The sequence below is a fragment of the Marinobacter salexigens genome (genome assembly GCF_018860765.1).
Taxonomy (GTDB): Bacteria; Pseudomonadota; Gammaproteobacteria; order Pseudomonadales; family Oleiphilaceae; genus Marinobacter; species Marinobacter salexigens_A.
This window is the reverse complement of sequence record NZ_JAHKPV010000019.1, coordinates 521,394-539,945: the sequence shown is the minus strand read 5'-3', so window position 1 is coordinate 539,945 and position 18,552 is coordinate 521,394. Positions and strand designations below refer to the sequence as shown.

The 18,552-nt window shown below is 53.9% G+C and carries 13 protein-coding genes; 5 read left to right on the top strand and 8 right to left on the bottom strand.

Annotation, left to right across the window (positions count from 1 at the left end; genetic code table 11):
* Positions 1-27: 27 nt before the first annotated feature.
* Positions 28-1,008, top strand: coding sequence for an NADPH:quinone oxidoreductase family protein (locus KO508_RS13005; RefSeq protein ID WP_216008725.1), 981 nt, complete (start codon positions 28-30; stop codon positions 1,006-1,008).
* A gap of 389 nt (positions 1,009-1,397) precedes the next feature.
* Here KO508_RS13005 and KO508_RS13000 read toward each other — a convergent pair whose 3' ends face one another.
* From KO508_RS13000 to KO508_RS12965, 8 genes are all read right to left on the bottom strand, one after another.
* Complete coding sequence (locus tag KO508_RS13000) at positions 1,398-3,221, bottom strand: long-chain-acyl-CoA synthetase (RefSeq protein WP_216008724.1); 1,824 nt, start codon at positions 3,219-3,221, stop codon at positions 1,398-1,400.
* 34 nt (positions 3,222-3,255) lie between these two features.
* Positions 3,256-4,083, bottom strand: a complete 828-nt coding sequence (locus KO508_RS12995) for an SDR family oxidoreductase (protein ID WP_216008723.1) — start codon at positions 4,081-4,083, stop codon at positions 3,256-3,258.
* On the bottom strand, positions 4,080-6,050 hold the full coding sequence (locus tag KO508_RS12990; RefSeq protein WP_216008722.1) for an acetyl/propionyl/methylcrotonyl-CoA carboxylase subunit alpha: 1,971 nt from the start codon (positions 6,048-6,050) through the stop codon (positions 4,080-4,082). Before KO508_RS12990 ends, KO508_RS12995 begins: the two co-directional genes overlap by 4 nt.
* Before the next feature lie 235 nt (positions 6,051-6,285).
* The gene (locus tag KO508_RS12985; RefSeq protein ID WP_216008721.1) at positions 6,286-7,104 is read right to left on the bottom strand and encodes an enoyl-CoA hydratase/isomerase family protein; all 819 of its coding nucleotides are present in this window, start codon (positions 7,102-7,104) and stop codon (positions 6,286-6,288) included.
* A 153-nt stretch (positions 7,105-7,257) separates the two neighbouring features.
* Positions 7,258-8,418: a citronellyl-CoA dehydrogenase gene (gene atuD / locus KO508_RS12980; protein ID WP_216008720.1), complete on the bottom strand. Its 1,161-nt coding sequence runs from the start codon at positions 8,416-8,418 to the stop codon at positions 7,258-7,260.
* A gap of 295 nt (positions 8,419-8,713) precedes the next feature.
* Positions 8,714-10,330: an acyl-CoA carboxylase subunit beta gene (locus KO508_RS12975; protein ID WP_216008719.1), complete on the bottom strand. Its 1,617-nt coding sequence runs from the start codon at positions 10,328-10,330 to the stop codon at positions 8,714-8,716.
* A gap of 9 nt (positions 10,331-10,339) precedes the next feature.
* Positions 10,340-11,206: an SDR family oxidoreductase gene (locus KO508_RS12970; protein WP_216008718.1), complete on the bottom strand. Its 867-nt coding sequence runs from the start codon at positions 11,204-11,206 to the stop codon at positions 10,340-10,342.
* A gap of 150 nt (positions 11,207-11,356) precedes the next feature.
* Positions 11,357-13,153, bottom strand: coding sequence for an acyclic terpene utilization AtuA family protein (locus KO508_RS12965; protein WP_216008717.1), 1,797 nt, complete (start codon positions 13,151-13,153; stop codon positions 11,357-11,359).
* Between the two features lie 124 nt (positions 13,154-13,277).
* Here KO508_RS12965 and KO508_RS12960 point away from each other — a divergent pair, with 124 nt between their 5' ends.
* From KO508_RS12960 to KO508_RS12945, 4 genes are all read left to right on the top strand, one after another.
* Entirely contained in the window at positions 13,278-13,925 is a 648-nt protein-coding gene (locus KO508_RS12960) for a TetR/AcrR family transcriptional regulator (RefSeq protein ID WP_216008716.1), read from the top strand.
* Between the two features lie 315 nt (positions 13,926-14,240).
* The gene (locus KO508_RS12955) at positions 14,241-15,269 is read left to right on the top strand and encodes a hypothetical protein (protein ID WP_252738134.1); all 1,029 of its coding nucleotides are present in this window, start codon (positions 14,241-14,243) and stop codon (positions 15,267-15,269) included.
* A 74-nt stretch (positions 15,270-15,343) separates the two neighbouring features.
* Complete coding sequence (locus tag KO508_RS12950; RefSeq protein WP_216008714.1) at positions 15,344-16,354, top strand: putative solute-binding protein; 1,011 nt, start codon at positions 15,344-15,346, stop codon at positions 16,352-16,354.
* Positions 16,355-16,369: 15 nt separating this feature from the next.
* Positions 16,370-18,421: a TRAP transporter large permease subunit gene (locus tag KO508_RS12945; RefSeq protein WP_216008713.1), complete on the top strand. Its 2,052-nt coding sequence runs from the start codon at positions 16,370-16,372 to the stop codon at positions 18,419-18,421.
* Positions 18,422-18,552 lie beyond the last annotated feature (131 nt).

Sequence of the window (18,552 nt, the reverse complement as noted above, 5' to 3'; positions counted from 1 at the left end):
AACAGATTTTTATCAAAAGGAATCACCATGAAAGCGATCCTCTGTAAAGAATATGGCTCGGCAGACACCCTGGTCATCGAGGATGTACCTAGCCCTGAAGCTAAAGGTCGCGGAGTTAAAGTCCGCGTAAAAGCGGCGGGACTAAATTTTCCCGATACTCTGATCATAGAAGGCAAGTACCAGCTCAAGCCGACCATGCCATTCTCCCCCGGTGGTGAGTTGTCTGGTGAAGTCATTGCAGTAGGGGATAAGGTAACCCGCTTTAAAATCGGTGATCGTGTGGCTGGGTTGACCGGCTACGGCGCCTTTGCAGAAGAAGTCATCGTGCCTGAGCACAACCTGCTGCCAATACCGACAGGCATGAGCGATGAAAAAGCCGCTGCGTTTACCATGGTATACGGCACCTCGTATTACGCCCTCAAACAGCGTGCCAACCTTCAGCCGGGCGAGAGCCTTTTGGTGTTGGGTGCCAGTGGTGGGGTAGGGCTGGCCACTGTGGAGCTTGGAAAGGCTATGGGCGCCCGCGTGATCGCTGCTGCCAGCTCCGCCGAGAAGTTGGAGATTGCCAAGGCGGCTGGTGCAGATGAGTTGATCAACTATACCGAGGAGCCCCTAAAGGACGCCGTGAAGCGTCTGACGAATAGCAAAGGCGTGGATGTGATTTATGATCCCGTAGGTGGTGATTTCACAGAGCAGGCTTTGCGAGCCATGGCATGGAACGGTCGCCATTTGATCATCGGTTTCGCTGCTGGCGACATTCCGAAAATTCCTGCCAACCTGACCCTGCTGAAGGGCTGTTCGGTTGTTGGCGTTTTCTGGGGCAGTTTCACCCAGCGTGAGCCGGAAGCTAGCGCCCAGAATATGATGGAGCTGATGAAGCTCTATGCCGACGGCAAAATTGACCCGAACATTAGTGAAGTATACGAATTCGAGGATTACGCCAAGGCTTTGGGCGCGCTCACTGAGCGGCGTGCTACTGGCAAAGTGGTGCTGAAGATTGGCTCTTGAGTTTTGACCATTTGTAGCCTGATGGCTTGGGTGTAGGTGAGAGTGAGCGCCCCCTCCCAAAAAACGCTACGAGCACATCCATGTGGGCTTGGCTGCGGCCATCCATGGCCGCAGACATTTTTGGGAGGGGGCGCTCACTCTCACTATCCAGCTTCTCAGTTATATCCAGTAATGCGCTTCAATAAATAGAAGAGGGTTTCTGTTTTAAGGACTATCGCACTATATTGTAAAAGCCATGTAGGGCGGGTCTTCCCAAAAATGTAGAGGGCCAAGGATGGCCCGAAACAAGCGCACATGGATGTGCTTGTAGCGGTTTTTGGGAAGACCCGCCCTGCATGGCTACCCTCGATCTAAAAGGCTAGGGCCATAATCTGCAGGCAGCGATATGCTCAGAAATTAAACTGCCCAGAATCAATATCCGAAACCAAATCAGGGGTCAGCAGCGTGTAACCCTCAGTTTTTGGCAGCCACGCATAAACCTCTTCATTAGGACGCTCCAGCGCGTAGCCAGCTTTCTGAATATCCACCTTGCGGTACTTAAAGGTTCCGGTTTTCTCGATGGCTTCAGTCACACGAATAAACACTGGAACCGCATATGCTGGCAGGTTAGCTTGCAAGTAGGTCAGCAGCTTGTTGATATCGAAACTACCCTTGCTCGGTACCAACGTAACCATACCCGCCTTGCCATTGGTTTTCGGAATCTCCACGCCATAAACGATGGCTTCCTCGACCATGCCAGAACCATCGATCATGTTTTCCACCTCGTTGGTCGAAACGTTCTCGCCTTTCCAGCGGAAGGTATCGCCCATTCGATCTACAAACTGTAGGTGACCACAACCGATTGATTTTAAAACATCACCCGTGTTGAACCAGGCATCGCCTTTTTTGAATGCATCCCGAATTAGGGATTTCTCGGTGGCTTCTTTCTGGGTATAGCCTTCAAAAGCCCATTTCTTTGTGTTCTCGCTAATAAGCAGGCCTGGCTCGCCTTTCTCGGCTTCCTCCAGTACGCCTTTTTCATTACGAATCGGGTCCCGGGTACCGTCGTGGAATTTGACCAGTTTGTACGGTGCTGTAGATAGGCCGACAGTGTTGTCCATGTTGAAGAAGTTACTGAAGCCGACGTTACCTTCACTGGACGCGTAGAGCTCCGAGACGGTCTCAATACCGAAACGGTCTTTGAACTCATTCCAGATGGAGGGCCGTAAACCATTGCCCAGCATTTTGGTCAGGCGATGGTTGCGATCCTGATCACTTGGCGGCTGATTTAGCAGGTAGCGGCAGAGTTCACCAATGTAGCCGAAGGCTGTTGCATCGTAGCGGCGCACGTCGTCCCAGAAGGCGCTAGCGGAGAACTTTCGGCGTAGGGCGAAGGCAGAACCGCCCGCCAGAGCCGTACTCCAGCACACCACCAGGCCAGTACCGTGATACAAGGGCAGGGTGCAGTAGAAGACGTCGTCTGGCGTCATTGAAAGCGCCATCATCCCAAAGCCGCCGTAGGCTTTTATGAACTTGGTGTGTGATCCGGGTGCGGCTTTGGGCAGGCCGGTGGTACCGGAGGTAAACAGGAAAATTGCTGTATCGCCGGTTCTGGGCGGGTCGCTTAGTTCCGGATTGTTGCTGTTAAATGTGCTCACCTGCTGTGCCATGTTGGCGTAGCCCGAAGGCGTATCGCCAAAGGAATTCAGGGTGTTGGTGTCAGCAAGGAACAGAAATGGACTGGGATGATCAAGCTGGAGACTGGCTTTGATGTCATCAAAGGATGGAACCAGTTCTGCACCAACCACAATCATTTTTGGGCTTGTCAGGTTGATGCTGTGTTCCAGCACCTTGCCTCTTTGGGAGGAGTTTAGCATGGCGCAGGCAACGCCAATCTTGGCCGCGCCTGCGACCACCGCCAGAATTTCCGGGCGATTCTCAAGTAATACCGCAATTGAGTCGCCCTTTTTCAGACCTTGAGCCTGAAGATAAGCCGCAATGCGATTGGACCAGGCATTGAACTCGCCCCAGGTGATGCTGCGATCCTCAAACAAAATAGCCGTTCTATCTCGGTATTTTTCGGCATTCTTCTCTATGAGAGTTCCGAGGGTGAGGGGCTTGCTCGCATTCTTCACTGAGAAGTAGTAATAGCCTTTGGCAATTGCGGGGAGGCGTTTGAAGACTCCCGGCAGGCTGCGCATTAGATCCATCGCAGTAACGTTATCTTGGCTCATGGTTTGTCCGTCAGGTTATTTTTATATGTTAGGGCTAGTCCAGGTAGAGGTCTGGCAATAATGGCTTGTCATTGGCCTCATAACGGTAGCCTTCAAAATCGGTTACGCCATCCTGACGCAACACGTCTTCGTCTATCAGATTTTGCCCTGTCATCTCTTCAATGGAATGATTCAAAATGCTAACCGCGGCATCTGCCATTATCTCGGGCGTCCGGCCTTGGGCCATCATTTGCGCTCCGCCCGCTTCATGCTCAATGGCCGCGGTCGAGATAAGCGTTTTCGGCCAAAGCGTGTTAACGGCAATGCCGTAACGTTTGAACTCCTGAGCCATGCCGATGCTGATCATGGTCATGGCGTATTTTGTAGAGGTGTATGGCCCAAACTGAGCAAACCATTTTGGGTCAAGGTTCAGCGGCGGTGACATGCTCAGAATGTGGGCACGCTTGGATTTTTTGAGCCAGGGTAGGGCAGCTTGGCTGCATGCAAGCACTGCACGCGCGTTTACTTGATGCAATAGATCGAAGCGGCTGACCTTCAGGTTTTCTACGCCCGTTAGGCGAATGGCGCCGGCGTTGTTGATCAGGGCGTCAATGCCGCCAAAGTGATCAGCGGCCTCATCGATACGCTGCTTTATCTGGTTTTCATCGCGCACGTCGAGTACCAACGGTAATGCTTGCCCACCTGCCGCACGAACTTCTTCGGCGACTGTGTGGATGGTGCCTGGCAGCTTTGGGTGCGGTGTGTCGGACTTTGCTGCGATAATTACGTTCGCACCCTGACGGGCACAGGCAAGGGCGATAGCGCGACCGATGCCCCGGCTGGCGCCGGTAATAAATACAGTTTGGTCTTTCAGTGTGCTCATCTATCCTTCTCCTGTTCGGATGTTTCGCCAGTGGTGACTTCCACCAGCAACTGATTACGCTTCACCTGATCACCTTTGCTCGTCAAAACCTGCGCAACGACACCGTCGCAGTCGGCTTTGACCGGGTGTTCCATCTTCATGGCTTCCAGTATGACCAGGGTTTCCCCTTGGCGGACTGCCTGCCCGGGCTCTGCCAGAACGTCGATAATGGCGCCGTCCATTGAGGCCTGAATGCGCCCGCTTCCAGCGCCGTTGGCACCTGCCGCAGGCTGGTGCGTGAGATCAGTAACCGACCACGACTTTCCGAACGCCTGTAAATATAGAGAATCCCCGTCGCGGTGATATTGGCAACGCTGACGAATGCCGTTGTCGATAATGCCCAAGATGCCATGATCCATGCTGGTAACGATCAATTCGTGGTGTTGATCACCCAGACTGCAGGACACGCTGTTACCGCTGCCCTGTACCAGTAGCTCAACGGTTTCGTCGCCGATACCCAACTTCATGGGTGTGTTGGTGGCAGGTGCGTTGCTCCAGGCTTTCTTTCCGGATGCATCGTGTGCCAGTACACAGGCTGCAATGGCAAGCTGACGGATTTCCAGTTTGGCTGGCTGGAGTGACGGGTCTTCGCTAAAGCTCTGTTGCAGGAATCCTGTGGTTGCTTCACCGGCGCCAAAGGTGCTGTCGGCAATGATGCGGCCGAGGAAGTACCGGTTGGTTGTAACACCAAATACGGTTGTATCTTCCAGAGCGCGAATCAGGCGGCGGCGTGCTTCGTCGCGGTTTTCACCCCAGGCAATAACCTTTGCAAGCATGGGGTCGTAGTGGGGTGTAACTTCATCACCGGAACGCACACCTGTGTCATACCGCAGCCCTTCGCCTTCTGCAGGTTGGAAAACATGCAGGGGGCCGGTCTGAGGTGTGAAGCCGTTCGATGGGTCTTCTGCGTAGAGCCGGACTTCGATGGCGTGGCCATTCAATTCGATGTCACTCTGAGTCAGGGGTAATGGCAGGCCTTCGGCAACGGTGAGCTGCCAAGCCACCAGATCCTGACCGGTAATCAGTTCTGTAACCGGGTGTTCTACCTGTAGGCGAGTGTTCATTTCCAGAAAGTAGAAGTTGCGGTCTTTGTCGACGAGGAATTCGACTGTGCCTGCACCTTCGTAATTGCAGGCCAGTGTCGCTTTTACTGCAGCTTCGCCCATGGCGGCGCGAAGTTCGGGGGTCACGAAGGGAGAGGGCGCTTCTTCAACGACCTTCTGGTGGCGGCGCTGAACGGAGCAATCCCGTTCGCCCAGATAGACGGCATTGCCGTGCTGGTCGGCGAACACCTGAATTTCTACGTGCCGGGGTTCGATTACCGCTCTTTCTAGTATCAATTCGTCGTCACCAAAGGCTTGCTTGGATTCAGAGCGTGCCCGTTTGATGTTGTCGGCCAGTTCGGATTCGCTGTGCACCAGACGCATGCCTCGACCACCGCCGCCAGCGGAGGCTTTGATCATCAGCGGGTAGCCGATGTCAGCTGCTGCGGCCATCAGCTCATTGTCGCTGGCGTTGTCGCCTTCGTATCCGGGAACAACGGGTACGCCAGCTTTTTGCATGGCGATTTTGGAGCGTCTTTTGCTGCCCATGAGTTCGATAGCACCGGCTGGCGGGCCTACGAATACGATGCCAGCTTCTTTGCAGGCATTGGAGAAACTGGAGTTTTCCGAGAGGAAACCATAACCTGGATGAATGCAGTCGGCGCCGGTTTTGCAGGCGGCATCGAGTATGGCGTCGGCATTCAAGTAAGATGCAGTTACCTGTGCGGGGCCTATGCAAACGGCTTCGTCTGCCAGTTCGGTGTGCATGGCATTGGCGTCTGCCTCGGAGTATACGGCGACGGTGCGGTATCCGAGGGCTTTGGCGGTGCGAATAACGCGGACTGCGATTTCGCCCCGGTTTGCTATTAATAGTTTTTTTAGCATGGTCTTGGTCTCTTTTACTGTGCAAGGCCGCAAGCAAGGGATGATAAAGGTCTCCAGAAAACCGCTACGAGCACATCTATGTGCGCTTGTTTCCGGCCATCCTTGGCCTCCAACATTTTCTGGAGACCTTTATCGTCCCTTACTCGCTCCGCAATCATTCGAAACGGTATGCCTGATCGCGAGTGGCCGACGACATTTCCTGAAACCGCATCCACCGGCTCTCACTCCCTCTGAATTATTTCGTGTCTGTCCAGGCTGGTGGGCGCTTCTGCATGAATGCCATGGTGCCTTCTGCGCCTTCGCTGCCCCGGACAGCTTTTGCGAAGATATCTGCAGCGCTATCGAGCAAGCCTCCCATGGATTCGTGGCCAACCCGGTGTAGCAGGGCTTTGGTTTCTGCAGTGGCGTTGGGGGCGCAGTGGCGAATGCGATCCAGTGCTTGAGCCAACATTTCGTTTAATTCTTCATCGGAGGCAGCGGCCTGATGAACAATACCCAATGCGCAGGCTTCGGCGGCTCCAATTCGCAAACCAAGCAGTGCAAGTCGACGAGCCTGGGTCAGGCCGATGCGCTCCACTACAAACGGCGCAATTTGGGCAGGAATGATGCCGAGGGAGGTCTCGGGCATGCCGAACTTGGCGGTCGGCCCTGCGATGGCAACGTCTGAGATACAGGCCAAACCAAAACCGCCGCCCATGATGGCTCCTTCGGTTACGGCAACGACCACTTTCGACGATTCGTTCACTTGCTGAAGCATCTGTCCGAAGGCTCGGTTTAATCGGTAGAAGGGGTCGGTTTCGCCTTCGCCAGCATCTTGATTGCGGGCTCCGGCCATGTCTTTGATATCACCTCCTGCGCAGAAGTGACCGCCTGAGCCGCGAATGACCACGGCGCGTATGCTGGAATCGGATTCCACTTCGGTAAAAATTGTCGACAGCTCTGCCACCATTTGCAGGCTCATGGCGTTCCGGGACTCTGGCCGGTTGATGGTGACGTGCAGGACTGGCCCTTGTTTTTTCAGAAGCAGTGTTTCGCAATGAGGCAAGGTTTGCATTGATAGACTCCACGAACATTATTTGGGGCCGGTAGCCCGGTTGAACTCTTCAGGACCGTTGAGGGCCATGGATGGCCCGATCGAGCCCTACAAGGACGTACTCGCGGGCGTGTCCTGAAGAGTTCAACCGGGCTGCCGGTCTGGCACCAAGCTTCAGCCTTTGCGCTTGCCAGGCAAGGTGCCCATAAGCTTGCAAATGATCCCCAACATGATTTCGTCAGCACCACCGCCGATAGACACCAATCGCACATCACGGAAGGCACGGGAAGCCGGGTTGTCCCACATGAAGCCGTTACCGCCCCAGTACTGCAGGCAGCTGTCGGTCACTTCACGGCCCAGACGGCCAGCTTTCAGCTTGGCCATGGAGGCAAGTTTGGTTACGTCTTTGCCTTCAATGTGCAGTTCACATGCCTTGTAAGTTAAAGCTCGCAGTGCTTCTACTTCGGTCTGTAACTCGGCCAAGCGGAAGTGAATCACCTGGTTGTCGATTAGTGGTGTACCGAAGGTTTTGCGCTCGCGGCAGTACTCAATGGTCTGGTCAATGCAGTTTTCCAACGCTTTGATAACGTTCGCAGCACCCCAGAGACGCTCTTCTTGGAATTGCAGCATTTGCATCATGAAGCCAGTCCCTTCGGCTCCAATGCGATAGCGCTGGGGAACGCGCACATCGTCGAAGAAAATCTGGGCAGTTTCGGAAGAACGCATGCCTAGTTTGTTCAAATGCGGGCTGAAGGTTATCCCCGGAGTGTTCATAGGAACTACGATCAGTGATTTGTTTTTATGCGGCTTGTCATCACTCGTATTGGCCAGCAGGCAAATGAAGTCTGCCTGAGGGCTGTTGGTGATCCACATTTTGGAGCCGTTGATGATGTAATCGTCACCGTCTTTCTTTGCGGTGGTTTTCAAACCAGCCACATCGGAACCGGCACCTACCTCGCTCACACCAATGCAACCCACCATGTCACCGGCTATCGCAGGTGCTAGAAAGGTACGTTTTAGTTCGTCAGAACCGAAGCGGGCGATAGCAGGCGTGCACATGTCTGTCTGAACGCCAATTGCCAAGGGTACGCCGCCGCAGTTGGCCATGCCCAGCTCTTCAGCTGCTACGAGGTTGTAGCTGTAGTCGAGCCCCATGCCGCCGTATTCTTCGGGCTTCTGGATGCCCAGTAGGCCAAGGTTACCCAGTTTTTTGAACAGTTCGTGAATGGGGAACTGGCCAGCTTCTTCCCATTCGTCGCAATGGGGGTTAATTTCCTTCTGCACGAAATCGCGGACGGTTTTTCTCAGGGCTTCATGTTCGGCTGTGAATTTCACGCTTTGTTCTCCTGCCATTTGGGTCTCATCTACACCTATGGGTGCAGGTTCGCTAACTTGGGTTGCAGGTCTGCCCCACACCCGCTTGTGTCTGCTAGTTCTTTGCTACCTGTTAACTATTTTGAGCTTCTGTATTGCTGCTGTGAGATAACTCTTGGTTGGCCGGAACCGGGCCGAAGCACCTCCCAAAAACGTGGAGCGCCATGGATGGCGCGACCGAGCCCTACAGGGATGTATTTACGGGCGTTTTTTGGGAGGTGCTTCGGCCCGGTTCCATACACCATTGCCCAAGCCTCTAGAGGCGGGCCACGCCAAATGTATTGGGCCGCAACTGGCGGATTTCGGCTTCGCGGCACACATCGAGAACCAGTGCGACTACGCGCCGGGTATCTCGTGGATCGATCAGGCCGTCATCCCATAGCCGTGCAGTACCGAACAGGGCAGTGGAACCGTCCTCCAGTTTTTTCGCTGTGGCCTGCTCCAGAAACTCCAGAGTTTTTGGATCCGGCTCGATACCACTGCGGCGCTGCTTGTCCTCCGCCACAATACGCATCACCTTGCCAGCTTGGGCTGGGCCCATAACCGCAGTTCGGCTATTGGGCCAAGCGAAGATGAACCTCGGATCAAGACCGCGACCACACATGGCATAGTTACCTGCACCATAGGAACCGCCGATCACAATTGCGACTTTCGGCACCCGGCAGTTAGCAACAGCCTGAATCATTTTCGAACCGTGCTTGATGATGCCGTTCTGCTCCGAGTGCGTACCCACCATGAACCCCGTAGTGTTGTGCAAGAAGAGCAGAGGTGTACCAGCCTGATCGCAGAGTTGGATGAACTGAGCCGCTTTCGCGCTACCGGCCGGGGTGATCGGGCCGTTGTTGCCGATGATGCCAACGGAATGACCTTCAATTCGTATGGTTCCGCACACGGTTTGGTCATCGAACTCGTTTTTGAAATCCATGAACTTTGAGCCGTCGGCAATTCGTGCGAGGATTTCACGCACGTCGTAAGGTTTTTTCGAGTCTGAAGGGATCACACCCAACAGCTCTTCCTCAGGGTATAAGGGCTCGTCCCATGTCAGTTCGCGCTGCGGCGGAAGCTGCTCATTCCACGGCAAAGCTTCCATGATATTTCTAGCTTGGCGTATGCCGTCTGCGTCGTCTTCGGCTAGATATTCAACGGTACCGGCAACCTGAGCGTGCATTTCTGCGCCGCCAAGCTCTTCGTCGCCCGCTATTTCACCGGTCGCCGCCTTCAGCAAGGGAGGGCCAGCGAGGAACATCTTGGCTTTGCCGCGGATCGCGATTACGTAATCCGACAAGCCGGGCTGATAGGCACCGCCAGCGGTGGCGTTGCCGTGAACCACGGTGACCTGTGGCAGCCCGGCCGCCGACATGCGTGCCTGATTGGCGAAACCACGTGCGCCTTGAACAAAAATATCGGTGGCGTAGTTCAGGTTGGCGCCGCCGCTCTCGGATAGAGACACAACCGGTAGCTTGTTTTCCTTGGCGATCTGTTGCAGGCGCAGGGTCTTGTCTAGGCCGGCCGGAGTAATGGTGCCGCCTTTAATCGCGCTGTTACTGGCGACCACGAGGCAGCGGATGCCACTTACGGTGCCGATACCGGCGATGATGTTGCCGCCAGCCATGCTGCCGTCTTTGTCATCGTGCATCTTGTAGCCAGCGAGTGAACACAGTTCCAGAAACGGAGTGCCGCGATCGAGCAAACGGTTAATGCGATCCCGGGGGAGCAGCTTTCCGCGTTTGGTGAACTTCTCCCGTGCGGCTTCGGCAAGATCCAGAACCTTTTGTTCCACATTTCGGAAGATCTGAATATGACCGTTCATGGCTTCGGTGTTGACACGAAACTCGTCGGATTGCGGGTTAACGCTGGTTTCCAGTGTTTGCATAAAAACTCCTCAATCCTCGCTTAACACTTTGGGCGCGACTGCTCGATGAAAACCGTTGTACGGCTCGTTGTTCTTTGCCTTCGGGAACGGCCATACGCGACCGCCCTGAGATGCTGCACCATCAATTCGCAAGCAATCGCCGCTGATAAACGAAGCGCCTGGACTTAATAAAAAACAGATGGCCGAACTTATTTCCGACTCGGTGCCCATGCGTTTTATTGGCACATTGTCCCCAAGGCTACGAATCCACTGTTTCATGTGCTCGGGGTAGTTATCCATGCCGCTGGAGGCAATCCAGCCCGGAGCAACCGCATTCACGCGAACGCCAGAGGTGCCCCATTCCACAGCGGCTGTCTGGGTGAAATTCACCATGCCAGCTCTTGCGGCACCCGAGTGCCCCATGCCCGGCATACCGCCCCACATGTCGGCCACGATATTCACGATGGCGCCGCCGGTTTTCGAAAGTGCCTGCGTATAGGCCTCTCGCGCCATCAAAAAACCACCGGTGAGATTGGTGCGAACCACAGTCTCCCAACCTTTCTGGTTGATGCCCGCCAGAGGAGAAGGGAACTGGCCGCCAGCATTGTTAACGACGCCGTTCAGGCCGCCATGCTCTGCGATAATCGCTTTGACTGTGGCTTTTACAGACTCTTCTTCGCGGATATCGCATACGTGAGCCGAGGCAACGCCACCGTCTTCAAGAATTTCTGCTTTTACGGCTTCAACTTTTTCGACTTTGCGACCCACCAGCGCAACTTTGGCGCCTAGGGCAGCCAGTTCGTGCGCGGTGCAGCGTCCGATGCCGGAGCCGCCCCCGGTCACGATAAATACGTGACCCTTGAACAGGTCAGGGTGAAAAACGGATTGATAACTCATAGTTTAATAACCTTGCTCAATGTATGAGCGCTCTGGGTGGCCGTCCCTCCCGGGACTGTGGGCAGCATGGATGCTGCGGCCAAGCCTACAGGGACGTATTTACGGCGTGTCCCAGGAGGGACGGCCAGCCAGAGTGCATGGTCCATAGAATCAGGAACGAACCAGCCCAGCAGGCACCGGCACCGGAAATTCCAATAGTTGCTGTGCAAACGCCTTACCTTGCGGATCAATGCGCAGGCTGGCAACGCCACCTCCGCCCAGACTGTGCTCCAGCAGGAAGTTGAATGCGTGCAGGCCCGGCAGCGTCCAGCGAGTGACCTTGCCGGTTTCCGGATTCAGTGTGTGCTCCATCCACTCGGCCACAGCTTCTGCACTCAATGCAGCTGCAATAAAAGGAACGAACTCAGGTTTGCGAGCAATAACACCAATGTTGCTGTGGTCGCCTTTATCACCACTGCGGGCCCAGGCCAGATCAACCAAAGGTACGGTGGTATCGGTGGCTGATGCGACTTCGATTGGAGCTTGATCATTGATTAGACCGGGCTGGAAACCACCAACGGAATCGGCATCAACTGGTGTTGTCTGGCTGTTAAAGTCAACAGACACGGTTACTTCGCTCTTTGGAACTAAACAAGAATAGAGGCGGATTTTTGGCCAAACTGTTGGTCGACCACCCACTATTCCGGTTAGGCCAGGAGCCATACCGGTAGCGGCTTGTGCAATCTCCCGGGAGAAAAGCACCAGCGCCGCTTTTTTTGTATGGGCTGCACTGATCTTAACCACGACTTCCCGGCTACCTTGACCTCGACTATGCTCGCCGTAGGTGGTTTCAGTGCCTAGCAACTCAATGCTGGTCTCGGTGTAATCTGGTAGCCCGCGTTCTTGAAACAATCGCGATGTTTTAGTGAGGATGGCCTCGGCTACTGCCTGTGCCTTTTTTGGAGCATCAATGCCCGCGAGCAGGAACGTTGCTGTACACTTGAAGCCATCTGGCCAAGTGCCTGAAACCTTATAGCTATCGGTGGGAGGCAGGCCACGGGCACCGCGAACGGTTACCCGGTCTTGCCCGCTTTCTATAAGTTCAACATCGGTAAAATCGCAGGTTACGTCTGGCAGAAAATACGCACGGGGATCACCAATTTCGTAAACCAGCTGCTCTGCGACCGTGCCACGGCTGACCTTTCCGCCTGTACCTTCCGGCTTGGTGACAACAAATTCACCGTCTGCGCTTACTTCAGCTATCGGGAAGCCCATGTCGGCGAAGCCGTCAGCAATCTCTTCCCAGTCAGTAAAGTTGCCGCCGGTGGATTGTGCGCCACATTCCAACAGGTGGCCGGCAAGGCTGCCTTGGGCTAGTTTGTCGTAGTCCTTCCAGTCCCAGCCAAATTCGTGAACCAGAGGAGCGAGTATTAACGCACTGTCTACCACTCGCCCGGTAAGAACAATATCTGCGCCTTGATCCAAAGCTTCTGCTAGACCGGAGGCTCCTAGGTAGGCGTTAAGGCTTACCATCATGGTGGGCATGGGTTCGCCGGTTGCCATTTCGGTGATGCCGGCTTTGCTCAGGGCCTGTTTCTGTGGAAGCAGGTCATCCCCAAGCACCAGAGCAATTTTCATATCTACGCCAGCTTTTTCGCACAGCGCTTGCAAGGCATCGCGGCAGGCCACTGGATTCACGCCGCCAGCGTTAGTGAGTACGCGAATGCCCTTTGCTTTAATGTCACCCAGCAATGGGCCCATAACGGTTTCGACGAAGTCTCGGGCGTAGCCTTGGCTGGGATCTTTCATCTTCTGGCCAGCCATGATTGACATGGTCACTTCAGCCAAATAATCCGAAACCAAATAGTTGATGTCACCTTTGTGCACCAGTTGTGCTGCGGCCGTTTCGGTGTCACCCCAGAATGCGGAGGAACAACCAATGCGGATGGTCTTCGGTGAGCTAGTCATGTTTGTGCATCCTGTTCCTGTGTTTGCTTGAGCGCACAGGGAATGTGTGCCAGCAGACGATTAACCAACAAATAGACCATACCAAGCAAGCGCTTGGTTTGTAAACAGCTAAATCTTAGGTAGAATGTTGCTTCTTTCAAAGCCGCTGGAATTACCTGTGAATCAAGACAAAATTCTCCAATCACTCGTTACCGAAAATCTGGTTTCAGATCCCGAAAGTGCCCGTGGACGACTGCTTCGGGAAGCTGCCCGCCTTTTTCGTGAGAAGGGGTATGAGCGCACTACAGTGAGGGACTTGGCGGCAGCCGTTGGTATTCAGTCCGGAAGCTTGTTTCATCATTTCCGCACCAAAGAAGAAATATTGAAGGCGGTGATGGTAGAAACGATCAGGCTGAACACAGCGTTGATGCAGGCCGCAATGAGCTCGGCTGATTCCAACCGGGAGAAGTTGAGAGCACTGGTAAGTGCCGAGCTAGAATCGATTAACGGCCAAACCGGAGAAGCTATGGCTGTTCTGGTATTTGAATGGCGTAGCCTCTCGGAAGCGTCCCGAGCCGAAGTGCTAAAGCTTCGAGATATTTACGAGGCTTTGTGGCTGGATGTGTTGACTGGCTTGAAACAGGAAGGCGCTCTCGTTGCCGATCCCTTTATAGTGCGCCGTATGTTAACGGGTGCATTGAGCTGGACTGTTACTTGGTACCGCCCAGACCGCGGCGGTTTGACTCAAGATGGCCTAACCGATCAAGTAGTGGCCATGCTGGGCTTAAGCTAAAAAGCCTGTTTGTGCAGGCTGACCATAATGAGAGCCAGTCGTCAGTTTGTAACAAAATGTTCGAACAATTGTTGTTTTTGTATTTCTCCTTATCGCATTGTTTTAACTTAAAATATGCCGAAATTAGGCTTCCCATATCAGGCCATTGGCCTGATAGGCACAAGCGATTCGGCAAACGAGCCATTTCTGTAGCACCCCTTTAAACGCACTCTTGCCACCAGAATCACAGGACTGACTGTGTTTCATGCTGATAAAAATAATTCAGAGCAGGGTGATTTAACGATGTCCACACTGGCAACTCATGCCAGCCGCCTGATGGCGGTACGCAATAAACTGGTTTTTCTGGTAATCGCCGTTTTGTTTACCGGTTGCTCTTTACACCCGATCTACAAAACGACCGGATTTGTATTGGCAAATTACTCTGAGGGTGAAGCCACCCCATATGTCATGCAGATGTCTGATCCGGAAATGGCATGCGCCCTTGGGGAAGGGATTGACCCCTTGCTCTATTCTTTTTCGCGGATCAACGATGCACCGAATACCAGTGGTTCGTTGTTGATGCTGCTAGCGGCCAACTGTATGGAGTACGAAGCCTGGGAGGCTGAACTCGGCTATTTGCGGGCAGACTACGAAGGCGATGTGCCTGCTGCCAAAGACGCCCGCGAGCGTTCCAAGCGCTTGTATGCACTCACCGCTAAACGTCGCCAGTTGGCTTTCCTCAGGGCTATGGCGGCTTACGATTTTGATCCTTCCAAAGAACCTCTTGAGTGTCCAACCCTGCAAAGCGAGCAGGAGGAAATGACCTTTCTGCTTGGTTTGCTGACGGGTTTGCAAGCGGTTGTGAACGATGCCAATTCCGGTGCCCGTGCAGGCATACCACGTAACATCGCGCCGCAAGCTGAGCGCGCCGCAACCTGTATTGATAACGATAAAACCGGTGGGCTACCCAACGCTGTGCGCGCGATGGTTTGGTTATTGTTACCGGACACCCGTCCAGAACAGTCACCCGATCCTTGGCAGGTGCTTGAAAACAGTTCGGCTATGGGTGTGCGCTCGGGTATGCGCGCTTCCATGGCTCTTGAAGCGGTTGCGGCGGAAACTTTCGGTCGCACAGATATTTTAGCTGATGTTATTCACCGCTTTGTAGAAGCGGACGACACCATTGAAGTATGGGAGAAGTATCGCTTGGCCGACTATGTGGCCGAGAACATCATTCGGTTTTCCTCAGACAAGCACTGGACAGCTGAGTACGGCTACCGCACGCCACAGTCGTTCTTCGGAAAAATGAGCCCGGAACGCAACACTGAAAATATTGAAACCATGAGTCTGGATGGATTGCTCTGATTGGTTAGCGCCGGTGGCGGTATTCGGCCGCCTAATAAACTCAATACAAACACAAGAATGATTAGGAGGTCGTTATGATCCGTAAATCCCTTACCGCCTTGACTCTCGCTGCCATAGCGCCCTTGGCTTCAGCACAAACCGTAAAAATGTGCGTCTTTGATGTCATTGGCGCAAACGGTGACATGTTCAACATGGTTAAGGACTACGCCCTAGAGATGAAATCTCACGGTGTGGACTATGATCTGAAGCCCTACACCGATGAAGGTGTTGCAGTAGGTGACTTCAACGCGGGCCAATGTGATGCCGTTGCTGCGACAGACCTTCGCACCAGACCTTTTAATCGTTTTACGGGAACCGTTAGTGCCGTTGGTGCGCTCCCTACTTATGATGACCTTAAAACGCTTCTAGCGACTTTGGCGCAAGCCAAGGCTGCACCGCTTATGAAACAGGATGGTTATGAAGTGCTGGGTATTGTGCCAGCTGGCGCCGGGTATCTGTTTGTTAACGACCGCAGCATGGATACTGCGGGCGATTTAGCGGGCAAGAGGATGGCGACCTTGGACTACCAGAAAGACGCCATTCACATGGTGAACTTTGTTAAGGCAACCGTGGTGCCCTCAGACATCACCAACTTTGCTGGCAAGTTTAATAACGGTTCCGTAGATACCGCTTACGCACCGGCATTCGCTTATGAAGCACTCGAACTCTACAAGGGTATTGGGGAGTCCGGCGGTATCGTGGACTACCCCTTGGCCCAGCTTACTATTCAGGTGATCGCCCGCGAAGGCGTTCTGGACGACAAAACCGCCCAAGCTTCTCGACAAGTAGCCTGGGATATGTACCCGCAGGCAATGAACCTGATTAGCAATCAGGAGGCGGCAATTTCGGAAGAAAAGTGGATTCGCATTCCAGAGAAAGACATTCAGGGGTATCAGGAAATGTTCCGTCAGAACCGCATTGAAATGCGTGACGGCCTAAACGGAGCACCTGATGTTTACCACCCGAAAATGCTGAGCCTGCTGAGTAAAATTCGCTGTGCCAGTAACCCGTCAGCGTCGGAGTGTACCTCGGAAAACCGGGAATAATAGGGCGGATTACCCATGAACTGGCAAGCCATAACTGCACCGGCCGCAAGAGCCCTTTACCCCGTGCATAAAATGCATGGAGCTATTCTGTTGTTGCTGCTGTTTTTTACCCTGCTCCTCGGTATGGGTAACTCGCTTCACTCTCGCTTGCTTTGGATTGGTGAGCAAACATGGCCGAACTATTATCTGCTGAATCCAGATGCCACAGAGCCGTCGTGTCGGTTGGAGATGAATGTGGATGCAGAAGTTCGCAAGAGGGTGGAGGCCTATAAGCCGGACCCGGACGATCTGTTTGATTCCCCACCGAACCCCAACGCCATTCGCACCTCGCTAGAACGAAACCTTGTCCTGTGCGCGGACCAACATGCTGCCTATCAGAACAACCTTGAACATGCCACGCCTGCGCTGGGCGCTTTCAAGACCGTTGAGCAAGGATTGGCGGCGTTTCTGCTGGAGAACATTGAGTTAACCAAGTACCTGTTTATCGCAATCTTCGCGATGGCGGCGGCGGTGGCAGCTATGGATGCCGACCATATTGCACTGCGGCTGCCCAGAAATCGGTCAGAGTGGCGCTTGAGTCAGGCGGTGCAGTTTGCGGTTAATGGCATGATGGTCTTCTCGATGAATGCTTATTTGGGCCGGTTGGCAAGCTCGCCCGGGGCCGAATCTACAGTCATACTTCAGTATGCTTGGACAGGTGTGTTCGGCTTGTTCATTGTGATCAACGCCTTTCGTTTTCTTTACGTGCCCAAGCATATAAAGCCTGGCGGGCTAGCCCTGTCTTCGGGTTTGGTGTTGCCGCTGTATTGCACCATGGGCCTGATAGCCATGACCTACTTTTTCTTTGTTGATGGCTACGCATCAGGGCTGGCTATTTACTTCGGCATGATGTCCAACCTGTCGTCGATGTTTATCAACATCGGGCTCTATGTTCTGGTGGGCATGGTTCTTAAACAGACCCGCTTGCCAGAGTTATTGCTGAACGTCATCAAGCCCTATAACTTGCCTGCCCCCATGCTGGCCTCTGTGATTATCTTTGCGACAGCTTTTCCCACGGCGTTTACCGGTGCCTCCGGTATTTTCATTCTTGCTGTCGGCGGCGTGGTCTACGATGAGTTGCGTAGGGCAGGGGCTGGGCGGCAGCTGGCGTTGGCGACAACGGCGATGTCGGGGAGTCTCGGTGTTGTTTTGAACCCCTGCTTGTTGATTGTGGTTGTCGCAGCTTTGAACAAGGAAGTCACGACCACTGAAATGTATGGTTGGGGCTTTTGGGTGTTCATTATGTCGGCCACCCTGTTCTCGATCATCGTATGTAAAACGGAAGGCAACTGGCGGCCACGACCGGCTCCGGGTGCTTTCAACGCATCGCTGCAACAACTCAAACCCCTGCTGCCATACGTGGCGGTGGCTGCGGCGGTTATATTTGTTATCTACTTTGTGCTTGGCCTGTCTTTCAACGAATACAGTGCCCCCTTGATCCTGCCTTTGGTCATGCTTGCTCTCGTGTTTCTCGATGCCAATAGTAGCAGCCGCGGAGACAACGAAACTCGCACCCAAGCCTTCTGGGGCCGAAGCTGCACTGCAGCCAGCGATTCGGCCGTGCATATTGGTGCTTTGCTGGCATTGATCGGTTTTTCGATTTGTTTAGGGGGTATTCTTGAACGTTCTGAGATTGTTCACGCGCTTTTCCCTGAGCATCTAACCAGTCCCTGGCTTGCGATGTTTGTGATCGTGCTCATGTTGACGGTTATCGGTATGGTTATGGATCCGTTTGGCGCAGTCATACTGGTGTCGGCAACCGTGGCACAGCCAGCTATTCAACTGGGTATTGATCCTTTGCATTTCTGGATTGTTTGCTTGGTAGCGTTTGAGCTGGGTTACCTCAGCCCGCCTGTGGCGTTGAACCATCTCCTTACCCGGCAGGTGGTTGGAGAGAACGAAGTGCTGGCGGCTGAACGTGTTGGCTCCTTCTGGCATCGCTACGAGCGGCTCCTGTTACCTATTGCGGTTATGGGGCCAACCTTGCTGCTGGTCGCCTTCGTGCCTATGTTGTTCTACGCGACTTGAGTTTTACCGTGAGATGTCAGAGCCGCCTTCGGAAAGTTTTCTAAGGCGGCTTTTTTATTTGTGTAGAATCATGCCAGAGTGATTAAGCAGCTCTCGGCATCTGGGAAGGGCCGTGTAGCGTATACTTGTTG

Bases quoted from the DNA above. Each gene is read 5' to 3' on its own strand.
- KO508_RS12975 (WP_216008719.1), bottom strand. From the start codon at position 10,330: ATGCAAACACTGGAAACCAGCGTTAACCCGCAATCCGACGAGTTTCGT.
- KO508_RS13005 (WP_216008725.1), top strand. From the start codon at position 28: ATGAAAGCGATCCTCTGTAAAGAATATGGCTCGGCAGACACCCTGGTC.
- KO508_RS12990 (WP_216008722.1), bottom strand. From the start codon at position 6,050: ATGCTAAAAAAACTATTAATAGCAAACCGGGGCGAAATCGCAGTCCGC.
- KO508_RS13000 (WP_216008724.1), bottom strand. From the start codon at position 3,221: ATGAGCCAAGATAACGTTACTGCGATGGATCTAATGCGCAGCCTGCCG.
- KO508_RS12955 (WP_252738134.1), top strand. From the start codon at position 14,241: ATGGCGGTACGCAATAAACTGGTTTTTCTGGTAATCGCCGTTTTGTTT.
- KO508_RS12970 (WP_216008718.1), bottom strand. From the start codon at position 11,206: ATGAGTTATCAATCCGTTTTTCACCCTGACCTGTTCAAGGGTCACGTA.
- KO508_RS12995 (WP_216008723.1), bottom strand. From the start codon at position 4,083: ATGAGCACACTGAAAGACCAAACTGTATTTATTACCGGCGCCAGCCGG.
- KO508_RS12950 (WP_216008714.1), top strand. From the start codon at position 15,344: ATGATCCGTAAATCCCTTACCGCCTTGACTCTCGCTGCCATAGCGCCC.
- KO508_RS12945 (WP_216008713.1), top strand. From the start codon at position 16,370: ATGAACTGGCAAGCCATAACTGCACCGGCCGCAAGAGCCCTTTACCCC.
- KO508_RS12965 (WP_216008717.1), bottom strand. From the start codon at position 13,153: ATGACTAGCTCACCGAAGACCATCCGCATTGGTTGTTCCTCCGCATTC.
- KO508_RS12960 (WP_216008716.1), top strand. From the start codon at position 13,278: ATGTTGCTTCTTTCAAAGCCGCTGGAATTACCTGTGAATCAAGACAAA.
- KO508_RS12985 (WP_216008721.1), bottom strand. From the start codon at position 7,104: ATGCAAACCTTGCCTCATTGCGAAACACTGCTTCTGAAAAAACAAGGG.